This is a genomic window from Pantoea sp. B65 (assembly GCF_047308185.1).
GTDB lineage: Bacteria > Pseudomonadota > Gammaproteobacteria > Enterobacterales > Enterobacteriaceae > Erwinia.
Genome location: NZ_JAHXPU010000017.1, coordinates 77,840 through 104,211 on the forward strand (window position 1 = coordinate 77,840; position 26,372 = coordinate 104,211).

Annotated in this window: 27 protein-coding genes; 13 read left to right on the forward strand and 14 right to left on the reverse strand. The window is 56.0% G+C overall.

What is annotated here, in order from left to right; all coding sequences use genetic code 11:
* Positions 1–4: 4 nt before the first annotated feature.
* From JWF83_RS07245 to JWF83_RS07265, 5 genes are read left to right on the forward strand one after another with little or no spacing between them, the layout of a single operon-like run.
* Positions 5–769: an amino acid ABC transporter ATP-binding protein gene (locus JWF83_RS07245; protein ID WP_413649517.1), complete on the forward strand. Its 765-nt coding sequence runs from the start codon at positions 5–7 to the stop codon at positions 767–769.
* 21 nt (positions 770–790) lie between these two features.
* The gene (locus tag JWF83_RS07250; protein ID WP_413649518.1) at positions 791–1,612 is read left to right on the forward strand and encodes an ABC transporter substrate-binding protein; all 822 of its coding nucleotides are present in this window, start codon (positions 791–793) and stop codon (positions 1,610–1,612) included.
* A gap of 2 nt (positions 1,613–1,614) precedes the next feature.
* Entirely contained in the window at positions 1,615–2,463 is an 849-nt protein-coding gene (locus JWF83_RS07255; protein ID WP_413649519.1) for a polysaccharide deacetylase family protein, read from the forward strand.
* A complete protein-coding gene (locus JWF83_RS07260) occupies positions 2,456–3,337 on the forward strand; it encodes a polysaccharide deacetylase family protein (RefSeq protein WP_413649520.1) in 882 nt (293 codons plus the stop codon). The genes JWF83_RS07255 and JWF83_RS07260 overlap by 8 nt, the downstream gene beginning before the upstream one ends.
* Complete coding sequence (locus JWF83_RS07265; protein ID WP_413649521.1) at positions 3,334–4,689, forward strand: MmgE/PrpD family protein; 1,356 nt, start codon at positions 3,334–3,336, stop codon at positions 4,687–4,689. The genes JWF83_RS07260 and JWF83_RS07265 overlap by 4 nt, the downstream gene beginning before the upstream one ends.
* Before the next feature lie 46 nt (positions 4,690–4,735).
* Here the strand turns inward: JWF83_RS07265 and JWF83_RS07270 are convergent, their stop codons facing one another.
* Together JWF83_RS07270 and speB are read right to left on the reverse strand one after the other, a co-directional pair.
* A complete protein-coding gene (locus JWF83_RS07270; RefSeq protein WP_413649522.1) occupies positions 4,736–5,824 on the reverse strand; it encodes an iron-containing alcohol dehydrogenase family protein in 1,089 nt (362 codons plus the stop codon).
* Between the two features lie 32 nt (positions 5,825–5,856).
* Complete coding sequence (speB, locus tag JWF83_RS07275) at positions 5,857–6,822, reverse strand: agmatinase (protein WP_413649523.1); 966 nt, start codon at positions 6,820–6,822, stop codon at positions 5,857–5,859.
* A 132-nt stretch (positions 6,823–6,954) separates the two neighbouring features.
* On the opposite strand from speB, the gene JWF83_RS07280 reads away from it, so the two are divergent.
* From JWF83_RS07280 to JWF83_RS07295, 4 genes are all read left to right on the forward strand, one after another.
* The gene (locus JWF83_RS07280) at positions 6,955–7,854 is read left to right on the forward strand and encodes a LysR family transcriptional regulator (protein ID WP_413649524.1); all 900 of its coding nucleotides are present in this window, start codon (positions 6,955–6,957) and stop codon (positions 7,852–7,854) included.
* A gap of 67 nt (positions 7,855–7,921) precedes the next feature.
* A complete protein-coding gene (locus JWF83_RS07285) occupies positions 7,922–8,281 on the forward strand; it encodes a DUF6516 family protein (protein WP_413649525.1) in 360 nt (119 codons plus the stop codon).
* 4 nt (positions 8,282–8,285) lie between these two features.
* Complete coding sequence (locus JWF83_RS07290; protein ID WP_413649526.1) at positions 8,286–8,669, forward strand: helix-turn-helix domain-containing protein; 384 nt, start codon at positions 8,286–8,288, stop codon at positions 8,667–8,669.
* A gap of 296 nt (positions 8,670–8,965) precedes the next feature.
* Complete coding sequence (locus tag JWF83_RS07295; protein ID WP_413649527.1) at positions 8,966–10,375, forward strand: sugar porter family MFS transporter; 1,410 nt, start codon at positions 8,966–8,968, stop codon at positions 10,373–10,375.
* Between the two features lie 25 nt (positions 10,376–10,400).
* Here the strand turns inward: JWF83_RS07295 and JWF83_RS07300 are convergent, their stop codons facing one another.
* The 5 genes from JWF83_RS07300 to JWF83_RS07320 form a co-directional block, all read right to left on the reverse strand.
* The gene (locus tag JWF83_RS07300) at positions 10,401–11,153 is read right to left on the reverse strand and encodes an SDR family oxidoreductase (protein ID WP_413649528.1); all 753 of its coding nucleotides are present in this window, start codon (positions 11,151–11,153) and stop codon (positions 10,401–10,403) included.
* Positions 11,153–11,602 carry a GlcG/HbpS family heme-binding protein gene (locus JWF83_RS07305; protein WP_413649529.1) on the reverse strand — a complete coding sequence of 150 codons (450 nt, stop codon included), beginning with the start codon at positions 11,600–11,602 and terminating at the stop codon, positions 11,153–11,155. Before JWF83_RS07305 ends, JWF83_RS07300 begins: the two co-directional genes overlap by 1 nt.
* 114 nt (positions 11,603–11,716) lie before the next feature.
* Complete coding sequence (locus tag JWF83_RS07310; protein ID WP_413649530.1) at positions 11,717–12,433, reverse strand: DUF554 domain-containing protein; 717 nt, start codon at positions 12,431–12,433, stop codon at positions 11,717–11,719.
* Between the two features lie 21 nt (positions 12,434–12,454).
* A complete protein-coding gene (locus tag JWF83_RS07315) occupies positions 12,455–13,051 on the reverse strand; it encodes a UbiX family flavin prenyltransferase (protein ID WP_413649531.1) in 597 nt (198 codons plus the stop codon).
* Positions 13,052–13,061: 10 nt separating this feature from the next.
* A complete protein-coding gene (locus tag JWF83_RS07320) occupies positions 13,062–14,564 on the reverse strand; it encodes a UbiD family decarboxylase (RefSeq protein ID WP_413649532.1) in 1,503 nt (500 codons plus the stop codon).
* 282 nt (positions 14,565–14,846) lie between these two features.
* Here JWF83_RS07320 and JWF83_RS07325 point away from each other — a divergent pair, with 282 nt between their 5' ends.
* On the forward strand, positions 14,847–15,770 hold the full coding sequence (locus JWF83_RS07325; RefSeq protein ID WP_413649533.1) for a LysR substrate-binding domain-containing protein: 924 nt from the start codon (positions 14,847–14,849) through the stop codon (positions 15,768–15,770).
* On the opposite strand, the gene JWF83_RS07330 is transcribed toward JWF83_RS07325, so the two are convergent.
* From JWF83_RS07330 to JWF83_RS07350, 5 genes are all read right to left on the reverse strand, one after another.
* Complete coding sequence (locus JWF83_RS07330; RefSeq protein ID WP_413649534.1) at positions 15,742–16,473, reverse strand: class II aldolase and adducin N-terminal domain-containing protein; 732 nt, start codon at positions 16,471–16,473, stop codon at positions 15,742–15,744. The two genes, JWF83_RS07325 and JWF83_RS07330, sit on opposite strands and share 29 nt — an antisense overlap.
* Before the next feature lie 64 nt (positions 16,474–16,537).
* On the reverse strand, positions 16,538–17,377 hold the full coding sequence (locus JWF83_RS07335) for a transporter substrate-binding domain-containing protein (protein ID WP_413649535.1): 840 nt from the start codon (positions 17,375–17,377) through the stop codon (positions 16,538–16,540).
* A 47-nt stretch (positions 17,378–17,424) separates the two neighbouring features.
* Positions 17,425–18,297: a phytanoyl-CoA dioxygenase family protein gene (locus tag JWF83_RS07340; protein ID WP_413649536.1), complete on the reverse strand. Its 873-nt coding sequence runs from the start codon at positions 18,295–18,297 to the stop codon at positions 17,425–17,427.
* 40 nt (positions 18,298–18,337) lie between these two features.
* Entirely contained in the window at positions 18,338–19,858 is a 1,521-nt protein-coding gene (locus JWF83_RS07345) for an amino acid ABC transporter permease/ATP-binding protein (RefSeq protein ID WP_413649537.1), read from the reverse strand.
* 263 nt (positions 19,859–20,121) lie between these two features.
* Positions 20,122–20,637, reverse strand: coding sequence for a flavin reductase family protein (locus JWF83_RS07350; RefSeq protein WP_413649538.1), 516 nt, complete (start codon positions 20,635–20,637; stop codon positions 20,122–20,124).
* 336 nt (positions 20,638–20,973) lie between these two features.
* Between JWF83_RS07350 and JWF83_RS07355 the strand changes: the two genes are divergently transcribed.
* From JWF83_RS07355 to argE, 3 genes are read left to right on the forward strand one after another with little or no spacing between them, the layout of a single operon-like run.
* Positions 20,974–21,393, forward strand: coding sequence for a RidA family protein (locus JWF83_RS07355; protein WP_413649539.1), 420 nt, complete (start codon positions 20,974–20,976; stop codon positions 21,391–21,393).
* Between the two features lies 1 nt (position 21,394).
* Positions 21,395–22,072 (forward strand): DUF1028 domain-containing protein, encoded by a 678-nt coding sequence (locus JWF83_RS07360; protein ID WP_413649540.1) that lies wholly within the window; start codon positions 21,395–21,397, stop codon positions 22,070–22,072.
* The gene (argE, locus tag JWF83_RS07365) at positions 22,050–23,228 is read left to right on the forward strand and encodes an acetylornithine deacetylase (protein WP_413649541.1); all 1,179 of its coding nucleotides are present in this window, start codon (positions 22,050–22,052) and stop codon (positions 23,226–23,228) included. The genes JWF83_RS07360 and argE overlap by 23 nt, the downstream gene beginning before the upstream one ends.
* Here argE and JWF83_RS07370 read toward each other — a convergent pair.
* A complete protein-coding gene (locus JWF83_RS07370) occupies positions 23,225–24,172 on the reverse strand; it encodes a LysR family transcriptional regulator (RefSeq protein WP_413649542.1) in 948 nt (315 codons plus the stop codon). The genes argE and JWF83_RS07370 overlap by 4 nt on opposite strands.
* 361 nt (positions 24,173–24,533) lie before the next feature.
* Positions 24,534–26,117 carry a methyl-accepting chemotaxis protein gene (locus JWF83_RS07375; RefSeq protein WP_413649543.1) on the reverse strand — a complete coding sequence of 528 codons (1,584 nt, stop codon included), beginning with the start codon at positions 26,115–26,117 and terminating at the stop codon, positions 24,534–24,536.
* Between the last annotated feature and the right edge of the window lie 255 nt (positions 26,118–26,372).

Consider the following 26,372-nt stretch of genomic DNA (forward strand, 5'->3'; position numbering starts at 1 on the left):
CGCGATGAGAAATATCGTCAGAGCCGTTGAGGTGAATAAGTATTTTGACAGCTTCCATGCCCTGAAAGATGTCAGCCTCGAGGTGAACTACGGCGAGGTGATGTGCATCCTCGGGCCGTCAGGTTCCGGTAAAAGCACCTTTTTACGCTGTATTAATCAGCTGGAGAAAATCGATAAGGGTGGGATCTGGGTAGATAACGAACTGGCGGGCTACCGCATTGCCGGCAATAAGCTGCACGCGCTGAGCGACAAGCAAATTGCCCGTCAGCGTCTGCAAACCGGCATGGTCTTCCAGCGTTTTAATCTGTTTCCCCATAAAACCGCGCTGGAAAACGTGATTGAGGGGCCAACGCGCGTTCTGCTGCGGCCAAAACGTGAAGCGGTTGAAGAAGGCATGGCGTTACTCGACCGCGTTGGGCTGGCGAATAAAGCCCATGCTTATCCGCAGGCGCTGTCCGGCGGCCAGCAGCAACGGGTGGCGATTGCCCGCGCGCTGGCAATGAAACCCAGGCTGATGCTGTTTGATGAGCCAACCTCGGCCCTTGACCCGGAAATGGTCGGCGAGGTGCTGGCGGTTATGCGGACGCTGGCGAAAGAGGGAACCACCATGATTGTCGTTACCCATGAAATGGGCTTTGCCCGCGAGGTGGCGAATCAGGTGGTGTTCATGGATGAGGGTTGCATTATCGAGCGCGGTGCGCCCGAAGACATCCTGCTGAATCCGCAAAATCCGCGGATGCAGAACTTTATCTCCGCCATTCTTCTTTAAACACTAACCAGGGTAATCCAGATGAAAAAGATCGTGCTTTCTGCCGTTGCTGTCGCTGTTCTGATGAATTCCGCCGCCTGGGCTGCCGCGCTGCCAGAGGCGATTAAAACGAAAGGGGAACTGACGGTAGCGATTATGCCGAACTACCCGCCGATGGAATTTAAGGATCCGGCCACTAACACCCTGAGCGGGGTGGATGTTGACCTGGGGAATGCGATTGGCGAGAAACTGGGTATCAAAATCAAATGGCAGGAAATTGCTTTTGAACAGATGGTAAACGCCGTGGCGACCAAACGTGTGGATATGGTGATGTCCGGCATGACCGATACCGTTGAACGGCAGAAAGTGGTCAGCTTTATCGACTATTTCCAGACCGGCCCGCAGTTCTACACCCTGGCATCCCGGCAGGATATCAATACCGCCAGCGATCTCTGTGGCAAAAAAGTCGGCACCAGCCGCCGTACCACCTTCCCGCAGGAGATCGCCAAATGGAGCGCGGCGAACTGCGAAGCCAAAGGCAAGCCAGCGATCATTGTGGTCGGGGCGGAAGGTACCGCCGATGCCCGTACCCAGCTGCGTCAGCGCCGTCTGGATGGCGCGGTGCAGGGTAGCGAGACCCTGCCTTACGTGATGAATCTGGAGAAAAACACGTATAAACCGCTGGATCAGGCGATTGCTTCCCAGCTTACCGGGATGGCGATTGATAAAAACGACCCGGCGCTGATTTCAGCGGTGCAGGGTGCGGTTAACGATCTGATCGCCGATGGCAGCTACGTGAAGATCCTTAGCAAATGGGGTCTGGCGGCGAACGCGATTAACACGGCTACCGTTAACGGGAAATAACCATGACTGCACCTGACGTTCGCCCGCGCTGGCCAGAAGGCCGGCAGGGCTGCATGGCGCTGGCCTTCGATCTGGACGGGCCAACCGGCGATGCCATGCTTAACGGCTCCATCTGGCAGAAGCCGGAGTATTTCACCTTTGGTGGCTACGGCCCGTTCCGCGCGCTGGGGAGGATCCTCGATCTGCTGGAGCAGTATCAGGTTCCGGCAACCTTTTTTATTCCGGCGTGGGTGGTGGAGCAGTGGCCGCGCCAGTGTGCGGCGATAGTGGACAAAGGGCATGAGGTGGCTTATCACGGCTATCGCCATGAGTCCTTTTACGCGTTGAGCGCTGACCAGCAGCGTCAGGTGATGGCGAAATCGCGCGAGATCTTCTGGCACTACCTCGGCATTCGTGCCGAGGGTTTTCGTACCCCGTCGGGTGACTGGCATCAGGAGACCCCGGCGGTGTTACTCGATGCCGGCGTGATCTATTCCAGCAGCATGCGCGGCGACGATCGTCCCTATGCCATCGCCGTGCCGGGCTACCCGCAGCCGCTGGTGGAAATTCCTGGTAAATGGGAAATGGATGATTACGCCTCGCTGGCCTATACCCGCGAGCCAGACTTCCCGAAAGGACTGGACCGCACTGCCAGCTATGGGTTGACCCTGGATAACTGGTGTCGTGAATTTGATGGCGCAATGGATGAGGGCCTGTGCCTGACCACGCTTTTTCATCCGAAAATCAGTGGAAAACCGGGGCGTATTTTGTTGCTGGAACAGTTTATTGCCCATATGCGTCAGCGTAATGTCTGGTTTGCGCGCTGTCGCGATGTCGCCCACTGGTATCTGCAGGAGCAGCAGTATGACTGAACAGACTCGCTGGCCGCAGGGGCAGCAATCCGCGGTGGTGCTGACCATCGATTTTAACGATATTCATGGCATTCTGACGCAAACTCCCGCGGTCGCCGGACGCGATAAAACCCTGTCAGTCTGGCGTTACGGCACCTTGCGTGGCGTGGATCGACTGCTGAAGTTACTGGCGGAAAAACAGCTGCGCGCCAGCTGGATTGTGCCGGCGATTGTGGCGGCAGAAAATCCGGCGGTGTTTGCCCGCATTGTCGCCGCCGGACATGAAATTGCCTGTGGCGGCGACCGTCATCAGAATTTTGATACCTTGACGCTGGAGCAGCAGATTGCCAGCGTCAGGCTGGGTTGCGACCAGCTTGAAGCGGCTTGCGGCAGACGACCGGTGGGTTTCCGTACGCCGGCAGGACAGTGGAAACCGGGGCTGGCGGCGGCGCTGAGTGCTGAAGGGATCCGCTGGTCTTCCAGCTGGCGCGGCGATGACTTGCCTTATTTCCATCCGGCGACGCCGCTGGTGGAACTGCCGCTGCACTATGAGCTGGAAGACGAGCCGTATTTCGCCTTTAACCTCAGCCCGGCGGTACCACCAGGTCAGTCACGCATCGCCTCTTATCAGCAGACGCTGGAAAATATGAAGCAGGATTTTCGCGGCTTCCACCGTTTTGGCCTCTGTTACCTCCTGCGCCTGCATGCGGAAATTATCGGTACCGCCGGGCGCATCGGCCTGCTGAGCGAATTGCTGGATTTTATCGCCGGACATCAGCAGGTGTGGATGGCCAGCGCCGCGGAGGTCGCCGACTGGTGGCAAACGCAGCCGGAGAATGTGCCAGAGCATCCGGCGGAGATTTTTCACCGCCAGATCGCGGAGCCACCGTTATGAGTCAGGTGATGAATCAACTGTCCGCTTTTGTCGCCAACAGCCGCTTTAGCGATTTTCCGCCGGAACTGGTGCAACGCGCGCAGCGCCATATTCTCGATACTTTTGGCGCCACGCTGGCGGGCAGCAATAGCCCGATCGCGCAGGCGGCGCAGCAGATGGTTGCCGCTGAAGGTTGTGCGGCGCTGGCCAGCGTCTGGGGATGTCACTGGCAAACCTCGCCGCGTAACGCCGCCTGGTTAAACGGCGTTGCGGCGCATATGTATGAGCTGGACGATACCGGCGGCTGCGACCACTCTGGCGCGGTAGTCCTGCCGGCGGTGATGGCGCTGGTGCCGCTGTGTCGCGCCACGGTTTCCGGCAAGGCGCTGATTAGCGCCGTGGTGCTGGGGTATGAAGTTGGCCGCCGGGTGCTGGAAGCCTGTGGTGGCTATGCGCCGCACAATGAGGCGGGCTGGCACTCTACTGCCACCTGTGGCGTGTTTGGCGCCGCGGCGGCGGCGGCGTCGTTACTTAAGCTGGATCAGAACCAAACCGCGCAGGCATTGGGTATTGCCGCCAGTTTCAGCGGCGGACTTTGGGGTTTTATCCATGATGGTTCGCAGAGTAAAAAACTGCATGCCGGACGGGCGGCGGAAGGCGGGGTGCTGGCGGCAATGCTGGCGGCCAAAGGCATCACCGGGCCGCTACAGACGTTTGACGATGTCTGGGGCGGCTTTCTGAAAACCTTCGCGCCCGACAGCCGTCAGCCATCAGCATTAACCGCGGAACTGGGTGAAGTCTGGAAGCTGAATCGCTGTTCAATTAAGCCGTATGCCTCCTGTCGCGGTACCCATTCGGCGATTGATGCGGTTGGTCTGCTGTTGGCGCAACACCCGGTTGCGGCTGAGCAGATTGCGCGCATCCACGTCTGGCTGAATCCGTTCCTGCTGGAGATGTGTGGCAATAGCGACCTTGCCAGCCTCGCTGCGGCGCAGATGAGTTTGCCCTATGCGCTGGCGGCACGGGTGCTGTTTGGTCATGCCGGGCTGGATGCATATGACAGCGATAAACGCGCCAGTAGCGAGATTGCTGCCATGCTGCAACGCATTGTGTTGCATAGCGATCCACAGCAGAGCAGCAATGATGAACCGATAGTGGAACTGGAAACATTTAGCGGGCAGCGCTGGCGCCAGCATGTGGCCGTGCCGCTGGGATCGCCGGGCAACCCGTTAAGCGACGCAGCGCTGTTGACGAAATTCAGTCAGCTGGCGCAACGGGTACTGACGCCGCAGCAAACCGCCGCGTTGCAGGCTTACTGCCTGTCGCTGGAGCAGCAGGCGGATGTCAGTGAGCTGTTAGTGCTGTTGCAATAAGCCGGCGCCGCCATGTTGCTCACTGAGCAGCATGGCGGCGTTTCCATCAGAAGTTAGCGGTCGCCAGCGCTTCGACGCGCGCCATCGCCTGATACAGCCTGGCTTCCGACACCGGTTCGGCCATATTTTTCATATCCGTGGTGGCGACGGATTCGCCGACAATCACTGCCAGCTCTTCGCTCGTCAGGTCGGCAATCGCCGTCAGCGTCAGCGGGATACCACACTGGTAAGCCAGCGTCATTTCGCGCAGCAACTCTTCGTCGCTGCGGTTTTCCAGCGCCAGCAGGCACAGGTTGCCGTAACCTACCAGCAGTCCATGACCATATTCACGGGTTTTATCGCAGAAGGTGAAGCCTTCATAAATCGCATGCGACGCCGCCATATGGGCGCCATTGCTCATTAGCGAAGTGATGCCCGCAAAAGTAAAAATGGCATCCAGCGCCTGATCGAGATGCTGATCCGGCTGCTGGTTGCGCAGCGCTTCACAGGCTTTTGGCCCGTGTTCGGCAATCACTTCATAGCAGATCAGGCTGTGTGCCAGCGATGATTTCTCATTGGCGCCCAGCGGCGGATGACGCTGGCTGACGGCACGGAATTCATACCATTTTGCCAGCGTATCGCCAAGGCCGGCAGCCAGCCAGCGCAGCGGAGCCTTTGCCAGCAGTGCGCTGTCGATAATCACCGCAGCCGGCGCCTGAGGCAGCGGGAAAATATCGTAAAAATTACCCTGGTCATCATAACGGATGCTTAGCGGCGTCACGGCGGCACAGGTGGCGGCAATGGTCGGAATAGTGATCAACGGGATATGATGTTCGGCGCCGACCGCCTTACAGGTATCCAGCGCTTTGCCGCCGCCAGCGGCGATAATCACCTCCGCGTTAAGGGTTTTAGCCAGTTCACCCAGGCGGGCAATTTGCCGTAGCGAGGTTTCGCCGCCAAACCATTCGCTGCCCACCAGCTCAACCTGGGCTGCAGCAAGCTGCGCGCGCACATGGGGTTCGACCGCTTCCAGCGCCTGATGGCCGCCGATCAGCAGGGCGCGCTGCCCCAGCTGGCGGCAGATACCTCCCAGCTGCTGTATTACGCCGGCGCCACGCAGTACGCGCGCGGGGAAAACCAGATTTTGTTCAGACATGCCTGACCTTTAACTTAAGCTGACGCGATGCGTCATGAGTTGTAATTCACTCCGGGTAATACACAGAGCATTTCATAAAGAATATTGGCGGCCAGCTGGGAGGTGGTGCCGCTAAGATCGTAAGGTGGGGAGACCTCGACCAGGTCAGCGCCGATCAGATTCAGGCCGCGACAGCCGCGCACGATTTCCAGCCCCTGAATTGAGGTCAGACCGCCCACCTCCGGCGTACCGGTGCCCGGCGCCCAGGCAGGATCAAAACTGTCGATATCATAAGAGAGATACACCGGGCCGCTGCCCATCTGCGCACGCACCTGTTCCATCAGCGGCGCCATTGACTGATACCAGCACTGCTCCGCCGGCACCAGGCGAAAGCCCTGATCCACGCCCCACTGGAAATCGCCGGCATCATAGCCCTGTGCGCGCTGACCAATCTGGATCACCCGTTTAACATCGAGTAAACCCTCTTCGACCGCCCGGCGGAAGGTGGTGCCGTGGGCAATTTTTTCGCCAAACATCTCGTCGTTGGTGTCGGTATGGGCATCAACATGGATCAGGCCGACCGGACCGTGCTTTTTCACCAGCGCGCGCAGAATCGGCAGCGTCAGGGTGTGATCGCCGCCCAGCGTCAGCGGCACTAACGGAAAGGCATTCAGTTCGCTGTAATAGTCTTCAATAATCTGCACTGATTTATGCAGATTATAGGTATTGATCGGCACATCACCGAGATCCGCCACCCGCAGGGAGTCGAAGGGGGCGGCGCCGGTCGCCATGTTATACGGGCGAATCATCACTGAATCCGCCCGAATCGCCCGTGGCCCGTAGCGGGTGCCGGAACGCTGAGAGGTGCCGATATCCAGCGGGATACCAATAAAAGCGGCATCCAGTCCGGCGGGATGATCGGCGGCGGGCAGGCGCATCATGGTGCCGCGCCCGGCAAAACGGGGCATATCGTTACCGCTCTGTGGCTGCGGCAAGTCGTTATCGCTGACTGAGTGCATCGGTTGTCTCCGGCGGAAGGTGAAACTGCATAAGCCATCATCTGCCGGATAAGCTTGAGAAAAAATCCCTGAGGACAAATAATCAGTTCAGGGATTACTTAACTAATGCTGTGCCAATCCGAAGGAGAACACGTGAGTGCTAACCGCCTGCCAAACCTGAAGCTGCTGACTATTTTTGCCACCGTTGCCCGCTGCCAGGGCTACTCGCGTGCGCAGCAGGAGCTAAATATGACCACCCCGGCGATCAGCGGTTATATGAGCGAACTGGAACAGCGGCTGGGGTTTGTCCTCTGTCAGCGCGGACGCGGCGGCTTTGCGCTGACCAGCCGTGGGGAGCAGTTTTTACAGTACAGCCTGCAGTTGCTGGGTACGCTGGCGGATTTTGATCGTCAGGTGGAAGGGCTGAAAACCGAACAGGGCGGGGTGTTCTCGCTGGGGGTGGTGGATTCCGTTTCCACCGACAGCCGACTGGGGCTGGCGGAAAGCATCAACCAGTTCAGCGAACGCTTCCCGGCGCTGTACCTTAATCTTTCGGTGCGCGACCCGAATGAATTGCAGCAGCAGGTACTGGATAACCGACTTGATCTGGCTATCGGCCATTTCCCGGTTAACGTGAATAACCTGGTGACGGTGCCGCTGCATCACGAGCAGCACTGGTTGTACTGCAGCGACAGCCATCAGCTTTTCCAGCGGGCGGAGCAGGAGGTGGGCGATTTGCATAACTATGGTTTTGTCACCCGCAGTTACTGGAATCAGGCGGAACTGGCGCGGCGCGGTTTTAAAGCCAGTGCCGCCTCGGTAGAGAGCATTGAGGCACAGTTGATCCTGATTCTGTCAGGCAAATATATTGGCTATCTGCCGGAGCATAACGCCCGGCCCTGGGTGGAGAAGGGGCAACTGAAACGGCTTGCACCACAACAATTTAGTTACCAGGCGTCGTTCTCACTGATTTTCCGTCGCGGACGCAGCAGGGAGACACTGATCAGAGCGTTCCGCGATCTGGTGAAAGCGCGGGTGGCTGCGCCGGAATAACAGTATTTGACAGGGAAAGATTTATGGTTATGATTGGGTCATAACCATCAGCGGGGGCCATAAGGAAATGGACCAGGGTTTAGACTACTTACTTTCACTTCATGGATCGATTGTATTCCGCGATGATGGCTATTGGTGGAAGATCGACGTCTGGGAAGTGCAGCCAACGGCTTTTATACCTCATGGCATCCGCTACAGCTTAACGCTGCACGACAAACATAGTACCCGGGTATTTGGTATCGATAATGCGCATGGAATCAAATTACCAAAGAAAGGCCACTACTCCGGCAGACTGGTTTACGACCCTATCCATCGTACCCCCTCAGACAAAGGCTATCCGTATGAGTTTGCCTCTGCGGCGCAGCTAATCGAAGACTTCTTCATTAAGTCAGAAGAGGTCATTGCGCAACGTGAGAAGCGAGGTTAATACCATGAAAGTACTTATTGGCGTAATGCCTGAAGAGCATATCCGTCAAAGGATGCTGGCGATTGCCAAAGGTGAATACCAGCCGGAAAACAATGAGCCGAAATTGTGGTTTACCTCAGTGAACGCCCTGGCGCAGGTGTTGAGTAATGAAAATATTCAGCTACTCAGGCTGATGGATCAGCAAAAGCCGGAAACCCTTAGCGAATTAGCGGATATGTCAGGTCGCAAGAAAAGCAATCTCTCGGTCACCCTGAAGACACTCAGTTTGCGCGGCTTTGTCCGGCTGGAAAAACAAGGACGCATCGTAAAACCGGTGGCACTGTTTACGGATTTTGATATTCAGGTAAAGCAGGAGTTTACCGATAAATTCGGGCCGAAAGTGGCCTGAGGGAACCACCGTCACCACCCCGGCGCAATAGTTACTTTCCTGCCGGGACTAATAAGAGAATAATCCATAGATTTGGCTATTTTTTGGACGGGTTTTTTAGATTATTTATTTGATAGTAAAGCCTTATTGTCATCTTTCGCTGCGGTGCGATAACCGCAAAAGTGTAACCTGCGTCACACTATGATAACCCATAGCTGTTTTGTCCATGTCTTTGGAGGTTCATGCCGTTTCGCGAAAATGGTTCTCCTGTAACGTAACTCCTTACGAATTAACTGGTCATTTCAGGAGTTGTTACGATGTCATACGTTAGCGATGGTGTGGGGATTATTGCGCGTGATACCCGGCGCATGAATCTGTTTGTCTCCGTTTCTGCGGCAGTGGCGGGATTATTGTTTGGCCTCGATATTGGGGTTATCTCCGGTGCGCTCCCTTTTATAACCGATCATTTTACGCTCAGCAGCCGTCAGCAAGAGTGGGTGGTCAGTACCATGATGCTTGGCGCGGCAATTGGCGCATTACTTAACGGCTGGCTGTCTTCGCAGCTGGGACGGAAGTACAGCCTGATGTCCGGGGCGGTACTGTTTATTCTCGGCTCGATTGGTTCCGCGCTGGCGAACAGCGTGGAGATGTTAATGACGGCGCGTATCGTGCTCGGTGTGGCGGTAGGGATTGCCTCATATACCGCTCCGCTTTATCTCTCTGAAATGGCAGCGGAAAACGTACGCGGCAAAATGATCAGTATGTATCAGCTGATGGTGACGCTGGGGATCCTGATGGCATTTTTGTCCGATACCGCATTCAGCTACAGCGGTAACTGGCGCGGCATGTTGGGCGTGCTGGCGCTGCCGGCGGTGGTACTGATGATTCTGGTGTTTTTCCTGCCAAACAGCCCGCGCTGGCTGGCGGCAAAGGGGCGTCATATTGAGGCGGAAGAAGTGCTGCGCATGCTGCGTGATACTTCGGAAAAGGCCCGCAACGAACTCAACGATATTCGTGAAAGCCTGAAAGTGAAACAGGGGGGCTGGGCGCTGTTTAAGGTTAACCGCAATGTGCGGCGCGCCGTGTTCCTTGGCATGCTATTACAGGCGCTTCAGCAGTTTACCGGTATGAATATCATTATGTATTACGCCCCGCAGATATTCAAAATGGCCGGTTTTACCAGCACCGAGCAGCAGATGGTGGCGACCATTGTCGTCGGCCTGACATTTATGCTGGCCACCTTTATCGCGGTATTTTCGGTAGATAAAATCGGCCGTAAACCGGCGTTAAAAATCGGCTTCAGTGTGATGGCGCTGGGGACGCTGGTGCTTGGTTTTTGCTTTATGTACCTCGGTAGCGGACATGCCTCAACCGGTCTTTCCTGGCTCTCAGTCGGCATGGCGATGATGTGTATTGCCGGATACGCCATGAGCGCTGCGCCGGTAGTCTGGATCCTTTGTTCAGAAATTCAGCCACTGAAAGCGCGCGATTTTGGCATCACCTGTTCGACTACCACTAACTGGGTATCCAATATGATTATCGGCGCCAGCTTCCTGACGCTGATTGACACCTTTGGCGCCGCCGCCACTTTCTGGTTGTATGCCGCGCTTAATCTCAGTTTTGTCTTTATTACTTTGGTGCTGGTTCCGGAAACAAAAAATGTCACCCTGGAACAGATAGAGAAGAAACTGATGTCGGGGGTAAAACTGCGCGATATTGGTTTATAACGCGCGGCGGCGGCAGCGGCGGCATTTAGGCCGCCGGTGCTTTATCACTCCAGCCCAGCATAATGCCGCCATCGACTGCCAGCTGCTGGCCGGTAACAAAGTCATTTTTCATCAGGAACAGGTAAGCCGTCGCCAGTTCGGCCAGTTGCGCGGTACGTCCCAGCGGGATGATGCTGGCGAAGTGCTGACGCGTCTGCTCAATCTGTTCTGCCGGTTGCTGACGCCAGAACGGCGTTACGGTCCAGGTCGGGGCCACGGCATTGACGCGAATGACCGGCGCCAGCTCTGCCGCCAGCCCCTGGGCCAGCGCCTGGATAGCGAGATTGCCGACATAGCTGGCGCAGGCGTCTTGTGCCCGTCCGCCGGTACCGGCGGTAAAGGTCAGTGAACCACCAGGGCGAATATTCTCCGCCGCCAGCTTGCCGATTAACACATTGGTGAGAAACTTTGAATGCATCACCCGGCTAATGGTTGCCATATCGGCGCTGAGAAAGCCGCCGCCCATCACATCACCGACCATTGAAACGAGGTGATCGCAGGGCGCCAGTTGCTGAAAGCAGTCCTCCAGCGCCGGGTGGTCATGGGCATCGCAAACCAGGGTATCGCGCACCACTATCCCGTTGTGTTGCAGCGCCGCGCGCGCTTCATCAAGACGTCCGGCGTGGCGTCCAATCAGCGTAACGCTGGCACCCTCTTCACCGGCCAGTTTCACCACTTCCAGACCAATGCCGGAACTGCCGCCAATCACCGCCAGATGTTTACCCGATAACTCAGCCATTAATCTCTCCTTAATGCCACAAGCGCCGCCGCCGCTGCCAGCGCCACGGCGCTATCATTGGCTCCGTGCGCGCCGCTCACGCCTACCGCGCCGATAATCTCGCCATCAAAGCGCAGCGGGATGCCACCTTCCAGCGGCGTAACGCCCGGAGTAGCAAGAAAACTGGGCTGGCCTGCATTGATAAAAGCTTCAAATTCACCGGATGGCGCCTCCAGCAATGCGGCGGTGCGGGCTTTGGCCAGCGCCACCGTAGGGCTGATGCCGATGGCGGCGTCGTTGCGCTCCAGCGCGACCACTTCCCCCGCGCGGTCCACCACCGCCACCGAGATGCGCCAGCCATTCTCCTGCGCTTTACGCTGCGCGGCGTGAATCACTTCACGCGCGCCGGAAAGCGAAACCGAGCGTTTAAGCAGTACATCATTCCATTCTTTTTCTGGTTCTCTGTTCATCGCGGATCCTGTCTGGTTGACAAAATTTATCACGCCGTGGGCGGCAGCCATTCGCTTTGCGCAACCCAATCTGCTGTTCCCAAAGCCCGGCAACAACGCCGGGCCGCAGAGCGATCAGCCAATCAAATGCGCCCACAACCATGAGAATGGCATTACCAGTACCAGCGCCGGGAGCATATTGGCGACCGGGAAAGTTTTGATATTGCAGATACGCAACCCGGTCGCTACCATCAGCAGGCCGCCAGCACAGGAGAAGTCGGCCATCATATCCGGGGCGATCATCGGCAGGATCAGCGTCGCCAGCATCGCCAGCGCAACCTGAATAATCACCAGCGGGATGCCGATCACCATCACCGAGAAACCCAGCATGGTGGCGAAAATTGCCGAGGTAAATAAATCCAGCACCGTTTTGATATAGAGGATCGACGGGTCGCCGGTCATCCCTTCATGCATGGCGCCAAAGATGCCGGTACCGCTGGCACAGAATAGCACCAGAATCGCCACGAATTTTTCCGTAAATGCGTCCTGACTTAATCCCTTAACCGGCGGCAGAAATTTATTAATAATGGTGCGGGTAGAGCCTGCCGCCTTGCCGATACCTTTTTCCACAAATAACAGTTCACCCAGTGCGGTGCCGATAATCATGGCCAGCACCACCGCGGGCATATACTTCACTTTAATGATCAGACTAATTCCCAGCCCCACAGAACAGAGGCCAAAGATCAGCGGGAGCGAGTTCTTTACCCGCTCGGGAATAAAGGCGCTGGAGGTAGCCCCCAGCAGGCCACCAATAATGACTGCCGAGCCATTAACATATGGGCCGATTAACATAGTTCATCCTTAGCGTATGGTTCACAGGGTGGATTCTGGTTGTGCCGGAAGATCGCCTTCACCCCAGCGCGGAATGCTACGCATATCCAGCCCGAACAGATCGAGCGCGCGCGTTACGCTGTGGGTAATGACTTCATCGACGGTTTTCGGGCGCTGGTAAAGTGCCGGAACCGGCGGGAACAAAATCCCGCCCATTTCGGTGACCAGTTGCATATTGCGTACGTGGCTCAGGTTCAGCGGCGTTTCACGCACCATTAATACCAGGCGACGTCGCTCCTTCAGCACCACGTCCGCTGCGCGAGTCAGCAAATTATCCGTCAGACTACAGGCAATACTGGCCAGCGAGCGCATAGAACAGGGCGCGACCAGCATACCCAGAGTTTTGAATGAGCCACTGGATATCGATGCCCCCAGATTGCCAATGGAGTGCACAACATCCGCCAGCGCCATCACCTCTTTCAGCGAGTAATCCGTCTCCAGTTCACAGGTTTTTTCTGCACCTTTTGAAATAACCAGGTGCACCTCCATCTCCTGCGCCTGCAGCAGTTGCAGGGCTTTTACGCCATACTGAAAACCTGACGCGCCGCTGATGCCGACGATAATGCGTTGCGTGGCCATGCTCTGCTCCTTATTCGAAATCCGGCAGGAAACGTTTCACATCAACGACTTTAAAGCGTGAACGCTGGAAGTGCGCTTTCAGATGGAACGGCACGGTACAGTCAAAAATCGTTTTGCAGGACATCCCTTCCTGAGTAATCGACGGGCTATAGGCGGGAGACTGTGACGGATCCAGCGGATGGCAGCGCACACCGGCGATAAATGCGGTATCCACATCGCCCTGGTAGCGGGTCTGCATCGCCCACAGCACGTCGTCGCTGTCGAAAATATCCACGTCTTCATCAACCAGAATCACATGCTTCAGTTCCGGGAAAGAAGCGAAGGCCAGCAGGCCTGCCTGACGCTGACGACCTTCATCAGCCGGGGAGGATTTTTTAAACTGCATCACCGCCAGCAGTTTGCCGCCGCCGGCAGAGTGGGCAAACACATTCAGCAATTTACCCGGCATTGCGCGTTCGACCATGGACAGAATACTGGCTTCAGTCGGGATGCCTGCCATATTGACGTGTTCTTCCCCCGGGCCCATGGTGGTGCGCCAGATTGGCTGACGACGATGGGTAACCGCTTTGACTTTAATCACTGGCAGCGCAGGTTTGGCGTCGCCGGTGTAGCCAGGGAATTCCGGCATGGCTTTACCGGTATTGGTGTTCTGATCTTCACGCACGCGGACATCCGGCAGCAGTTCGCCTTCAATAACGATTTCGGCATGGGCGATAGCTCTTTCACTGATGGTCCGGCATTGCACCATTTCTACTGCGTGACCGCGCAATGCGCCGGCGATGCTCAGTTCATCAAAGCCCAGTGGGGTAGTGGGTGGTTCAAAGCAGGCGGCGACTTCAATCGCCGGGTCGACGCCAATGCTGATGGAGATCGGCAATGGTTTACCCGCCGCTTCGGCCTTCATACGGAATGCATCAATATGGCGACCCGGAGTCAGCCACATAGAGAGTTCATCACGGCTCTGCACGCAAAGACGGTGAATGGTGACATCGGACTCGCCGCTTTCCGGGTCGGAGGCATAGCACAGCCCCATGGTAATGTATGGGCCGGCATCTTCTTCGGTATTGGTTGGCGCAGGCAGCAGTTTGCGCAGGTCAAAGTCCGCATCGGTAGCTAAATGCACCACTTCCTGACAGGCGGCCTGCTGCTGGTTAATCAATACCGGCGCGATCGGCTGTTGTACGGAGTCTTTCAGCAGATGGCCCAGTCTTTCCGGCGCGCAGTTAAGGAACTGGCCGACACGTTTACGTGAACCATTCAGACCAATCACCACCCGGGATTCCGGGAACCCTTTGATGGTATTAAACATCATTACCGGGCCGTTTTTACGGGTCGGGCGCTCGCAGGTACCGCCAGCGCCAACGTAGCGATAAACCCCGGAAAGCTCGGCCTGTGGGTCGACTTCCACACTGGTTTCCACATATTCGCCGGGTAAACTGCGTAACAGATCCAGTGCTGAACGAAGATCGGTGATCGTGGCGTTTGCGTCACCCTTTTTATCGGAACTTGCCATAATAGAGTCCTTGAAAATTAAATAACCTATGTCCGGCAAGAAAATAATCCTCAATATTAATATCGGCAAATACCGTTTAGCTGATAATCACCATACCAAAAAAGTATGGCTATTTTCACTGGCGATTTATTAACAGAAATAAAACAGCCGGATAACATTACGCTTGGGGTTGTTTATTAATGTCTGTGACACTTATAACATAATGAAACAGAAAGGGTTGACATTCGCTTGTTGAATCAATTATAAGCAATAAGACTAAAATAAAAATACAGGCTGGCGCTGATGGATCTGAAACGTCTGAAATATTTCTGCAAGGTTATTGAGTATGGTTCGATCAGTAAGGCCGCGCGCCAGTTAAATATGGCGCAGCCGCCGCTCAGTAAGCGTGTGCAGGAACTGGAGGATGAACTGGGCGTCAGCCTGTTAGTTCGCAGCAGCAATGGCGTGGAGCTTACCGCGGCGGGGAACTATTTTTATCACCGCATCTGTAAAATTATCAATGAGCTGGAAGATGCGCGTCTGGAAACAATAAAAATTGCCGAACGGGAAAATAATTTCTTGCGTATTGGTATGACGCATCTTTATCAGTCTTATTTCCAGCCGTTGCTGATGGAATTATATCGTCGTCATCCTCATGTCGAATTGCGTATTACCGTTTCCGACTCCAGTAATTTAGAGCAGGGTTTGCATGATGGTCTGATTGATATTGCGTTAATTCAGAAACCACACGTTGATGATATTTTTGATTGCCAGGTTCTGGATGCGCTGCCAACGGTGGCGGTGATTCATAAAAATTTACTGCCTGATTTCTCTGCTGAATTTATTGATCTGGCACAATTAATTCCGTTACCGATGATCTTGCTGCAGCGTCATCATGGTTCAGGGGTATATGAGAAATTTATCGATCTGTTCTCGGAAAGTGGCAAATATCCTGATGTCGTTATGCATAATACCCAACCGCGCGCGATAATTGATTTTATCGAATCGGGGCTGGAAGCAGCATCACTGCTGCCAGCCAGTGAAGTGGATGCCAGCCGGTTACGTCACTGCTTTGTGGTTCCTCTTGCCGCGCATATTAAGCCGGTGTTTTTCCCGACGATCGTCAAAATAGCCACCACGCCGGTGATAAAAGAGATCTCGGCGATACTGCATCAGGGTTACCCTTTACCGCCGGGCGCTAATCTGCCAGCGAGGGATCGGCCTTAATCATTAGCAGCTTCATCTCTTCAAAATGACGGCGCGAGAAATCGCCAATTTTTTCCCAGTCGCGGGCGGTTTTCTCCGCCACCTCATCGGAGAGTAATTGCAGCGGCTGCCCGCTTGACCAGGCGGTAATCACAATCTGACAGGCGCGCTCCAGCGTCCAGATATCATCAAAAGCTTCGCCGATAGTGGGCGCGGTTACCAGTACGCCGTGATTTCCCATCAGCAACCGGCTGTGGCCCTGCAGCAGACTGGCGAGGCGCGCTCCCTCGGCAACGGTATCCGCCATGCCGCCATACAGCGTATCTACCGCCAGCCGCCGGAAATAGCGCGCGCTATTCTGGTCGATGGGCGGAATATGCGGATGTGCAAGGCAGGCGAGGCTGGTGGTGTAGATCGGATGCAAATGCAGCACCGCCCGCACCTGCGGCAAACGCTGGTGGATCTGACCATGAATCGCCCAGGCGGTGGCGTCCACGTCTTCGCGCGCTGCGCTACTGGCGTCATCGGCATTCAGCAACAACAGGTCGCTGGCGCAGATGCGCGAGAAGTGTTTCCATTTGGGATTGAGTAAAAACTGTTTACCGTCATCCGAGATGGCGGCGCTGAAGTGGTTAGCGACCGCTTCGTGCATTCCCAGATGCGCAATAATACGAAAAGTGGCAGCCAGATCGATCCGGGCTTGCTCTTCATAGGAAAGGGCCATACATCACCTGTGACAGATTAAGATCCAGCGTGCGCTAACCGGCGTTAGCGCACGCGCCAGCATATCAGGGCTTCGGCATTAGCGTTTTAATGTCGTCTGCGGTTGGCGCCTGGAAGTTATATTTCTTCAGCAGGGCGGCATATTTTTCGGTTTTGCTGAATTTGTCCATGCCTTCAATCATCGCCTTTTTCACTTCCTCATTGCCTTTTAGCACGCCGAAGCCGTTCAGCACCGGGTAAATCAGGCTGTCAGAGGAGATCACTACGCGCGCCCCCAGTTTGTCCACCACCCCGCGTGCCACGGCGGCATCGGTGATCTGCGCTTCAACGGCGTGCGACAGCATCGCCTGAGTGGTTTGCGGATCGGTGGTGTATTCGCTGATGGCGATCGGTTTCAGACCGCTTTTCACGCAGTACTCGTCAGAGAGCTTATGCAGCTGTTGCAGCCAGGAGGTGGCCCCCATCGAACCAATTTTATGACCGCAGAAATCCTCCGGGCGCTTCGGCTGGTAAGCGCTGCCTTTCGGTGCAAGGATCGCTTCGCCGCTCTTCAGATAAGGGATCATATCGATCACTTTCAACCGGTCGGCGGTGATATACATCGAGGAGTTGGTGATATCAAAACGCCCTCCCTGCAGCCCGGTGATCAGGTTGGGAAAGCGGGTATCGATATTCTCGGCTTTACGCCCCATCACTTCGGCCAGACCATCAAGGTACTCAATATCAAAACCGGCCGGGCGATTATCCTGCATATATTCATACGGGAAAAAGGTCAGATCGGAACCGGCAATAATACTACCCGGCTGCTTAAACGCTGCCGCGGCGGTAAACGACGACAGGGTCAGGCTGGCGGCAAACAGACTCACTACCAGCGGACGAGAAGAGACGCGCGCGAACAAATTCATACAACCTCCACAGCAGGTAAAAGAGTGAATATCACAAGGTAACGTCATCAGGCGCCGGCAAACTCTTTTCCGGCTTGTTGTACAAAAAATGAGGCGCCGCGCGGCTTCTGCGGCAGTCGCAGCTGATTTTCACTGCAGCGTACCAGTCCACTCTCTGCGCCATACACCATCAGTCCGGCGTGTTCACTGGGCAGCGGATTTTCACCCAATGGCAGTGCGTCTTCCGCCGCGTAAACGCTGATAAATAGCGTACGCGGCAGCCCGGTTTCATTGGGGCTGGAAGCGTGCAGCAGGCGGGTGTGCATAAAGCAGACCGCGCCAGCCGGGCCGAAACAGGCCTCCGGCTGTTGGCAATATTGTTCCACCACCTCATCCGCCACCGCCCCGCTAAAACGGTCTTCCTGCCAGTGGGAGTACAGCGGTCCCCGATGGCTGCCGGGCACCACCTTCAGCGGGCCGTTTTCCGGGGTCACTTCGCTGACCATCAGCAGAGCGGTGATCATGTCGTCATTGCTGTGCGGCGTGAACAGAAAATCCTGATGCCATTTCACCTGGGTCGCGGTGTGCGGCAGCTTGGAATTGATTTTGCTGTGATGAAAGCGCGTCCCTTTGCCGCCAATCAGCTGTCCGGCGATCTGCGCCATCGCTGACTGAAACGCCGCGTGGTAGTAAGGGGCCGAAATCTCGGTTGGTGAACTGACGCGGCGCAGCGAAGGGTGATCGGCGCGGTGATCGCTTTCCAGATCAAAGCGTGGACGGCCATCCAGGGTACTGCCGTAAGCAGCGCTCTGACGGCAGCTTTCCGCCACCCAGCGGTCAAAGTCCTGCTGTAATGTCGCGATTTCAGCGGCGGACAACACATCTTCTACTACCAGATAGCCTTGCTGATTAAATTTATCGATCTGCCATTGCTTAATCATGGTTCCCCCTCGTGATGACAATGAATAGACTTAAAGATGGTTAAGCGAGTGAGACATCCTTCAGAAACGCTTCCACGCGCGGATTCTGGCCATTACGTAGCGCGTCCGGCGCCTCATCACAGACCACGCGCCCTTTCTCCATAAAAATAATGCGGTCGGACACTTTGAAGGCGAAATTCATTTCATGGGTCACAATCACCATGGTGATACCTTCCCCGGCCAGTGTTTCAATCACCTGCAACACCTCATTGACCTTCTCCGGGTCGAGGGCGGAGGTAGGTTCATCAAATAACATAATCTGCGGACGCATCATCAGCGCGCGGGCGATAGCCACCCGCTGCTGCTGCCCACCGGACAACTGATGCGGATATTTAAAGGCGTGCTCCAGCATCCCGACCTTTTGCAACAGGGCGCAGGCCTGCTGTTTCAGTTCATCCTTTGACGCCAGATGGTGATAGCGCGGCGCCAACAGCAGGTTGTTCATTACCGTAAGATGTGGGAACAGGTTAAAGCTCTGAAATACCATGCCGATATTCAGGCGATGTTCGGCGTGTTCAATAACCCGTGGCTTCTGCTCGCCCTGCTTACTGAGGCGCAGAAACGGCTGGCCGTTGATTTTGATCTCACCGTTATCCAACTGCTCCAGCCCGTTCAGCAGGCGAATCAGCGTGGTTTTCCCGGAACCGGATGGGCCAATCACCGAGACCACTTCGCCGGGCTGGATTTGCAGATTAACCGAACCCAGCACTTCAACATTGTTATAGGCTTTATGCAGCTGCGAAGCCTGTAGCGCCGGGCCTTGCTGGCTGGCAAAACCGCGTACTGTCGCCGGCGCTGGCGCCGCGGCCTGCGTCAGCAGGGCGGGATCGATTGCCAGGGCATTTTTCCGTTGGCTCACATCAAGATAACTTTCCAGCCGTTTTAACAGGAAGTCGAACACCGTCACGATCAGGATGTAGTAGATAGCCACCGCCGCCATGGTCTCCATCACCAGGAAGTTCTGCGAATAGAGACGCTGTCCTACCATCAGGATCTCCGTCAGCGAGATCACCGACACCAGCGAACTGAGCTTCACAATCGAGATATATTCATTCGCCAGCGACGGCAATGCCACGCGCAGTGCCTGCGGGATCACCACCAGCCACTGAATGCCAGAGAAGCGAAGCCCGAGTGCCCGCGCGGCTTCGCGCTGTCCTTTATGAATCGACAGCAGGCCGCCGCGGTGGATTTCTGCTATATAGGCGGTTTCACTGAGTACCAGCGCAATCAGGCCGGTCCAGAAGGGGTCGCTGAGCAGCGCCGAAGCGGCCGGCCACGCCTGCGGCAGGTTATAGACGAAGATCAGCAGCACCAGCAGCGGCAGACTGCGGAACAGCCAGATATAGAGGCGTGCCGGCGTGTGCAACAGCGGGCTGGACGACTGTTTCGCCAGCGCCATAATAAAGCCCAGAATGATGCTCAGTATCCAGCACAGCAGGCTAAGTTTGATGACTGTCCAACTGGCCAGCCAAAAGTCCGCATCACTCAGCAGACTCAACATATAGTTCCAGTCAAAGGTCATGGGTTCACTCCCGGCAGGGGTTATCGCGGTTACCGTTTCAGCGCCTGAATAGCCGCGCGGACAGACTCAGCCGTTTCACCGGCAGGGAGTGGGGCGCTGAATAATCTGCGATGCTATTCAGCAAAAAAGATGAAGACATATATTTCTCCGGTGCAGGTCTGTTTAATTGTTCTATTTGCTTTATCTATTACTTTCACGAGCGGATGCTGAAGGAAATTCATATTTTCCGACCCAGGCTATAGCAAAAAACTGGTCTCCTGGTTTTAACGCATATCACTCTGTACCAGCACAAACTGGCGTGCCTGCCAGGCGAGCGGCGCCAGCGGATTGCTCTGTACCCCCAGCGCTTCACCGACCAGCACCCGATGGCTGCCCAGTTCAAACTGGCTATGTAACTGGCATTCGAAGCAGGCCACCGCACCGGCAAGTCGCGGTGAGCGGGTGAGCCCTGGGCTCCAGTCGCCGTGGGCGAAGCGATCGTGGGTTTTCACCTGACCGGCAAAGATTTGCGCCACGGTTTTCTGCTCTTCGGACAGCACGTTGACGCTGAAATGGCGATTTTCCGCAATGGCCTGGCAAAGCAGACTGCTGCGGTGAAGACAAATCATCAGCAGCGGCGGCTCCGCAGAGACTGAGCTCATACTGCTTACCGTCATGCCATATTGACCTCCGGGGCCGTCGGTGGCGACCACCGTCACGCCGGTGACACAATTGCCGATTGCACTAATAAAGGCTTCTTGCGTCAGGGCAACAGAGGATTTATCCAGAGTGGGCTGCATAGCGAACTCCTCGCAATTGAATAAGACCTGAGTGTGTAGGGGCGCGCAGGGAAAGATAAATATGTATTTTTCTGGGCTATGGCATGGAAAAAACGAATCAGAGGGAGGCCAGTTTTTCCTTATTACCTGCAGATAAAAAACATTATTTATTTTCTACTGTCCGGCCACCCAAAATAGGCCATGCACCTGCAGTGCGTTTCAGCGGCTAAAGTTCATGATCAACGCCAGGCAGGAACGGCATATTTAGCGTGGGCTGGTCTGAAAACATAATGCGTCCATAACTTTAATTTCTGCGGGCGCAGCCTGGCTGCGCCTGGTGACAACAAGGAGATCGCCATGAGCCAACCGACTCACACTCGTATTCGTATGTTTAACACCAAAGATACTTATCCCAATCAGTCGCTGAATAACGATCTTTGCCAGGCAGTACGCGCCGGTAATACCGTCTATGTGCGCGGCCAGGTGGGCACCGATTTTGCTGGTAATCTGGTGGGGCTGGGGGATGCGGCAAAGCAGGCCGATCAGGCGATGAAAAACATCAGGCAACTGCTGGAGGAAGCGGGCAGTGATCTTAGCCATATCGTCAAAACCACCACCTATATTATTGATCCGCGTTATCGCGAGCCGGTGTATCAGGAGGTGGGGAAATGGCTGAAAGGGGTGTTTCCGATCTCTACCGGACTGGTGGTTTCCGGGCTGGCGCAGCCGCAGTGGCTGGTGGAAATTGATGTGATTGCCGTGATCCCGGAGGCATAACATGACGTTCTCTATCGCCGGTTTCTGTCCGCGCAGCGGCCAGTATGGCATTGCTCTCAGCTCCTCCAGTATGGCGGTGGCGGCGCGCTGTCCGTGGCTGATGAGCGGCGTCGGCGCGGTATCCAGTCAGAATGTTACGCTACCCTCCCTTGGTCCGCAGATCCTCGCCCGGCTGGCGCAGGGAGAGAGCGCCGCTGCCGCGCTGGAGGCGGTTATGACGGCAGAACCCTATGCCGACTGGCGTCAGGTAACGGTGCTGGATAATCAGGGGCACAGCGCGGTGTTTTCCGGTGCTTATACGCTGGGTATTCACCATGCGCAGCAGGGGCTGCACTGTGTGGCGGCGGGGAATATGCTGGCGGACAAAGCGGTGATTGCGGCGATGGTCAGCGCATTTGGCGCCGATCCGTTGCAGACGCTGGGAGATCGGCTGGTGCAGGCGCTGCAGGCTGGTTTACAGGCGGGTGGCGAAGCTGGACCGATCTACTCGGCCGGGATGAAGATTGTCAGTAGTGAGAGCTGGCCGCTGACCGATCTGCGCGTTGACTGGCATCAGCAGGATGCCATTGGCGAGCTGGCGCGTTTGTGGCAGCAGTGGCAGCCGCAAAGCGAAGCCTATCTGACCCGCGCGCTCAATCCGGCGCAGGCGCCCAGCTATGGCGTACCCGGCGATGAATAATCCCACTACCCGCGAATTGCTGGCGGATCTGGTTCATTTTGATACCGTCAGCAGTCACAGTAATCTCGCCATGATCGACTATATACAGCGCTATCTGGCGCGTTACGCGGTGGAAAGCCAGTTAATCCATGATGACAGCGGCAGCAAAGCCAACCTGCTGGCGGTAATCGGCCCGCAGCATATCCCCGGGATTGTGCTGTCAGGTCATACCGATGTGGTACCTGTTGCCGGGCAGCAGTGGAGCAGCGATCCCTTTACGCTGACAGAACGTGACGGACGCTTATACGGACGTGGCAGCGCCGATATGAAAAGCTGGCTGGCCGCCGTACTGGCGCTGGTGCCGCGGCTGACGGCCACCCCCCTGCGTTTACCGGTCTGGCTGGCGTTTAGCTATGATGAAGAGGTGGGCTGTAAAGGGGTGCATGGCCTGCTACACCAGCTGGATGGTCTGCCGGTGCTACCTGCGGCCTGCATCGTCGGTGAGCCAACGGAAATGCGCCCGGTTACCGGCCATAAGGGCAAAATCGCCATGCGTTGCACGGTCACCGGCCACGCCAGTCACTCGGCCTATACTCCGCAGGGGGTGAATGCCATTGAGTATGCGGTGCAGGTGATGCAGCAGCTGATGGCGCTGGCGCAGCAGTTGCAACAGCAGCAGAATCTGGCGTTTTATCCGCCGTTCTCCACTTTACAGACCGGGCTGATTCAGGGAGGGAAAGCGCTGAATATTGTCCCCGACCACTGTCAGTTTGATTTTGAAATCCGCACGCTGCCCGGCACCGACGCTCAGCAGCGGGTGGATGAGGTTATTGCCTGGAGTCACAGGCAACTACTGCCGCAGATGCAGGCGATTGCGCCCCACTGCGCCATCCACTTTACCCGTTTAAGCCACTACCCGGCGTTGCAGACCCGCTCTGCCGCGATGATTGATTCCCTGCTGGCGCTATTACCGCCGCCGCAGAACCTGCAAACTGTGGCTTACGGTACCGAAGGGGGATTGTTTCAGCAGCATGGCGTGCCGACCCTGGTGTGCGGGCCGGGCGCGATGGCGCAGGGGCACAAAGCGGATGAGTTCGTCAGCCTTGAGCAACTGGAGCAGTGTGATGCCTTTTTGCTACGCCTGTGGCAGTGGCTACAGGCGGGCAGCTTTACCTAAACCGCGGACAGGTGAGGGATCGCCGCGTGATTAAGGTGTTTCGGCGTCAGATCCTGTTCGAGGCAGTAATCCATAAACAGTCGGGTGGGGCGTGTCGGTTCGGCATGACGCAGATGCGCCATCACCAGGCAGGAACCATCCATCTCATCACGAATACTGACGCGTTTTACCCGTTTACCGTCATAGGTGAAATCGGGGAACGGGCTGGTGACCAGTAGCGAAAAGCCAAACCCCTGACCGACCATACAGCGCACCATCTCAATTGACGGCGAACTGAAAGCAATGTTCGGCGACAGTCCTTTCTGTTTAAAAATATCAATAAAGTAGTTCCGGCTGGGTACCACATCCAGCAGGATCATCGGCTCCTTGCTGAGTTCCGCCAGCGTGATACTACTACGTCGCGCCAGCGGATGATCGGCAGGCAACAGCGCATAAGGTTTCTGCGGAGCATTCAGCGGCTCAACGTGGATGCTCTGATCCAGCTCGTGCTTATACAGAATAGCCATATCAAAGCGGCCGCGGTGCAGACCCAGCGTCAGTTCATGCTGCTCGCCATCGGAGATCTGGACGCTGATCTCGGGGTAGAGTTTTTTAAAACCGGCCAGCAGCTGAGGGATATACAGCGGTGCGGCGGTTTCAAAGCAGCCCACGGAGATGGTTCCTGACACCAGATCGTTATCGGCGCGGGTGTTCTGTTCAAACTGATACGACATGCGCAGCAGGTCGGCGGCCTTGTCATAGAAGCGACGGCCTGATGGGGTAAGCGAAACGCCCTGCGCATGGTGGCGAATAAACAATTGCAGATCAAAGCTCTCTTCAAGGCTTTTGATCGCGGTAGAAATGGATGGCTGCGCGATATGCAGATGGCGGGAAGCTTCAGCGATACTATTGTGCTCGACGACCGAGACAAAGTATTTCAGCTGTCTTAGGGTGTAGTGTGCCATGCAGGTGACCTCGATTTTATTATCTTGCGATGGCCTCTGCCTATAAAAAAGCGAGGCTCTTATTATGGATCGAGCAATAATTATGCCAGTGGCAAAAGGACGTAAAATCAGGCATGGCGCGGGGCGTACGCACCAGTATGGTGCGCATATCGCCGGGCGGCAGAGCAAAAAATTAACCTCGGGCAGCAGTATGCGGCGAGTTTCCCGATAAAAATAAGCTACTGACAGATGACTCTCTGCCACACCCGCTTCGATTATCGCCGATTACGGGTTGCTGATTCGCCATGGCTTCGCAATCCCTGCCAGTCGCGCCATCCGCTAAGATGGCGCGACTGGCGGCACAACTAAGCAGCGATAACCTCTAACTCCACTCTTCCCGCAGCTTAAATACTCTGACCATTTCAAGCAGCTGTTCCGCCTGTTGCTGCATCGATTGTGCCGCCATTGAGGACTCCTGCGACAAGGTGGCGTTCTGCTGGGTTGCGGTGTCCATTTGGGTGATCGCCACATTTACCTGATCAATACCGATGCTCTGTTCATTACTGGCCATTGAGATGGTCGCTACCAGCTGGCTGACGCGCTCCACGCTGCCGACAATCTCTTCCATGGAACTGCCGGCGCTTTTCACCAGCGTGTTGCCCTGCTGAATGCGCGTTACCGAGTTATCAATCAGGCTGCCAATCTCTTTTGCCGCGGTTGCCGAGCGTTGCGCCAGCGCCCGGACTTCGGACGCCACTACCGCGAAACCGCGCCCTTCGCTACCGGCACGCGCCGCTTCTACTGCGGCATTCAGCGCCAGGATATTGGTCTGGAAGGCGATACTATCAATCACCCCAATAATGCTGCTCATCTGGTTGGAGAACTGGTTGATTTCACTCATGGTTTGCACCACCTGTTCCACCACTTCACCTCCCTGACCGGCAGCAGTACTGGCGCCGCGGGTAATATCGCTGGCGATACGCAAATTATCGGCGTTGTTTTTTACCACGGAAGTCAGCTCCTCCATTGATGCGGCGGTTTGTTCGATAGCACTGGCCTGGGCTTCGTTGCGGGCGGAAAGTTCACGGCTGCCGGTGGCAATCTGCACCGAGGCGCTGGCGATGGTTTCCGTACCGGATCTGACACCGGCGACAATCCGCGTCAGATTGCTGTTCATATCCTGTAAGGACTGCATTAACTCTGCGGTTTCATCGCGACCACTGACAACAATGGCGGTCTGTAAATCACCGGATGCCACGGTGCGGGCGATGGACACCGCCTGCGCCAGCGGGCGGGTAATGCTGCGAATCAGCCACCAGGTGATGATAAAGCCGGCAATCAGCGCAAATGCCATCGCCAGTAGCAGCATCAGCCTGGTCTGCTGGTACAGTGCAAGGTTGCGGACATCGGTCTGCTGGCGGATAACTTCTGCCTGCTTCAGGGTGGTGGCGACCACCTCATCGATCATCCGCGTAGGTTCACGGTCGATGCCGGCAACCAGCTTGTCAACATGCTGCGGGCTGGCGGCGTCCTGAATATTGTATTGCTGCAAGGCGGCGATATAGCGCTGCTCCAGCTCGGCATGCAGGGCGCGCGTCTGGTTCACTGCGCGGTCATCGAGACCGATTTGCGGCAGCAACTGGCCCAGCGTCGTCAGTAAGGCCTGAGTTTTCTGGCTCTGTTCGATAAAGGCGTTTTTATATTGTTGGAATTTCTCCTGACTCTGCGTGCCGCGCAGCAGCGTGTTCTTCCACTCCTGCACCTGAATTTTGAACTGCACCTGGGCGTTGCGTGCGGTGTCGATACTGTCTGAAATGATCTTTTCCGTCGCCAGAATGCTCTGGTTATGGGCCAGCCCGTCGGCATTAACTGATAATCCACGCAGGCCGACAAACAGGGTGGCCAGCAGCAGAATTGTTGCCAGCAAGCCGAGTCGCTGGCCGATGGTAAGATGGTTGAGTTTCATAATCGTCAATGTTTCCCGGGGTCAAAGAGAAGTGCTCAGGATAGCGCGCGTAACAGATATCGACCCGCCAGCAACCGGCTTTAACCGCCATCCGCGGGCGAAAGCAGATGAATCGCCAGTAACAGCTTAATCTGTAATATAAAATTCCATTTATGAAGGTTTTGTGACAAATGACGATAGTGTGATTGGTAGCCGGTTCAGGCTTTTTTCTCCCGGCGCTCAGTGCCGGCAGCAATCGGCAAAACTCGCGATGAG

What these genes read in the sequence shown, in the direction of transcription:
- JWF83_RS07245 (WP_413649517.1), top strand. Translation starts at nt 5, where the DNA reads ATGAGAAATATCGTCAGAGCCGTTGAGGTGAATAAGTATTTTGACAGC.
- JWF83_RS07250 (WP_413649518.1), top strand. Translation starts at nt 791, where the DNA reads ATGAAAAAGATCGTGCTTTCTGCCGTTGCTGTCGCTGTTCTGATGAAT.
- JWF83_RS07255 (WP_413649519.1), top strand. Translation starts at nt 1,615, where the DNA reads ATGACTGCACCTGACGTTCGCCCGCGCTGGCCAGAAGGCCGGCAGGGC.
- JWF83_RS07260 (WP_413649520.1), top strand. Translation starts at nt 2,456, where the DNA reads ATGACTGAACAGACTCGCTGGCCGCAGGGGCAGCAATCCGCGGTGGTG.
- JWF83_RS07265 (WP_413649521.1), top strand. Translation starts at nt 3,334, where the DNA reads ATGAGTCAGGTGATGAATCAACTGTCCGCTTTTGTCGCCAACAGCCGC.
- JWF83_RS07270 (WP_413649522.1), bottom strand. Translation starts at nt 5,824, where the DNA reads ATGTCTGAACAAAATCTGGTTTTCCCCGCGCGCGTACTGCGTGGCGCC.
- speB (WP_413649523.1), bottom strand. Translation starts at nt 6,822, where the DNA reads ATGCACTCAGTCAGCGATAACGACTTGCCGCAGCCACAGAGCGGTAAC.
- JWF83_RS07285 (WP_413649525.1), top strand. Translation starts at nt 7,922, where the DNA reads ATGGACCAGGGTTTAGACTACTTACTTTCACTTCATGGATCGATTGTA.
- JWF83_RS07290 (WP_413649526.1), top strand. Translation starts at nt 8,286, where the DNA reads ATGAAAGTACTTATTGGCGTAATGCCTGAAGAGCATATCCGTCAAAGG.
- JWF83_RS07295 (WP_413649527.1), top strand. Translation starts at nt 8,966, where the DNA reads ATGTCATACGTTAGCGATGGTGTGGGGATTATTGCGCGTGATACCCGG.
- JWF83_RS07300 (WP_413649528.1), bottom strand. Translation starts at nt 11,153, where the DNA reads ATGGCTGAGTTATCGGGTAAACATCTGGCGGTGATTGGCGGCAGTTCC.
- JWF83_RS07305 (WP_413649529.1), bottom strand. Translation starts at nt 11,602, where the DNA reads ATGAACAGAGAACCAGAAAAAGAATGGAATGATGTACTGCTTAAACGC.
- JWF83_RS07310 (WP_413649530.1), bottom strand. Translation starts at nt 12,433, where the DNA reads ATGTTAATCGGCCCATATGTTAATGGCTCGGCAGTCATTATTGGTGGC.
- JWF83_RS07315 (WP_413649531.1), bottom strand. Translation starts at nt 13,051, where the DNA reads ATGGCCACGCAACGCATTATCGTCGGCATCAGCGGCGCGTCAGGTTTT.
- JWF83_RS07320 (WP_413649532.1), bottom strand. Translation starts at nt 14,564, where the DNA reads ATGGCAAGTTCCGATAAAAAGGGTGACGCAAACGCCACGATCACCGAT.
- JWF83_RS07325 (WP_413649533.1), top strand. Translation starts at nt 14,847, where the DNA reads ATGGATCTGAAACGTCTGAAATATTTCTGCAAGGTTATTGAGTATGGT.
- JWF83_RS07330 (WP_413649534.1), bottom strand. Translation starts at nt 16,473, where the DNA reads ATGGCCCTTTCCTATGAAGAGCAAGCCCGGATCGATCTGGCTGCCACT.
- JWF83_RS07335 (WP_413649535.1), bottom strand. Translation starts at nt 17,377, where the DNA reads ATGAATTTGTTCGCGCGCGTCTCTTCTCGTCCGCTGGTAGTGAGTCTG.
- JWF83_RS07340 (WP_413649536.1), bottom strand. Translation starts at nt 18,297, where the DNA reads ATGATTAAGCAATGGCAGATCGATAAATTTAATCAGCAAGGCTATCTG.
- JWF83_RS07345 (WP_413649537.1), bottom strand. Translation starts at nt 19,858, where the DNA reads ATGACCTTTGACTGGAACTATATGTTGAGTCTGCTGAGTGATGCGGAC.
- JWF83_RS07350 (WP_413649538.1), bottom strand. Translation starts at nt 20,637, where the DNA reads ATGCAGCCCACTCTGGATAAATCCTCTGTTGCCCTGACGCAAGAAGCC.
- JWF83_RS07355 (WP_413649539.1), top strand. Translation starts at nt 20,974, where the DNA reads ATGAGCCAACCGACTCACACTCGTATTCGTATGTTTAACACCAAAGAT.
- JWF83_RS07360 (WP_413649540.1), top strand. Translation starts at nt 21,395, where the DNA reads ATGACGTTCTCTATCGCCGGTTTCTGTCCGCGCAGCGGCCAGTATGGC.
- argE (WP_413649541.1), top strand. Translation starts at nt 22,050, where the DNA reads ATGGCGTACCCGGCGATGAATAATCCCACTACCCGCGAATTGCTGGCG.
- JWF83_RS07370 (WP_413649542.1), bottom strand. Translation starts at nt 24,172, where the DNA reads ATGGCACACTACACCCTAAGACAGCTGAAATACTTTGTCTCGGTCGTC.
- JWF83_RS07375 (WP_413649543.1), bottom strand. Translation starts at nt 26,117, where the DNA reads ATGAAACTCAACCATCTTACCATCGGCCAGCGACTCGGCTTGCTGGCA.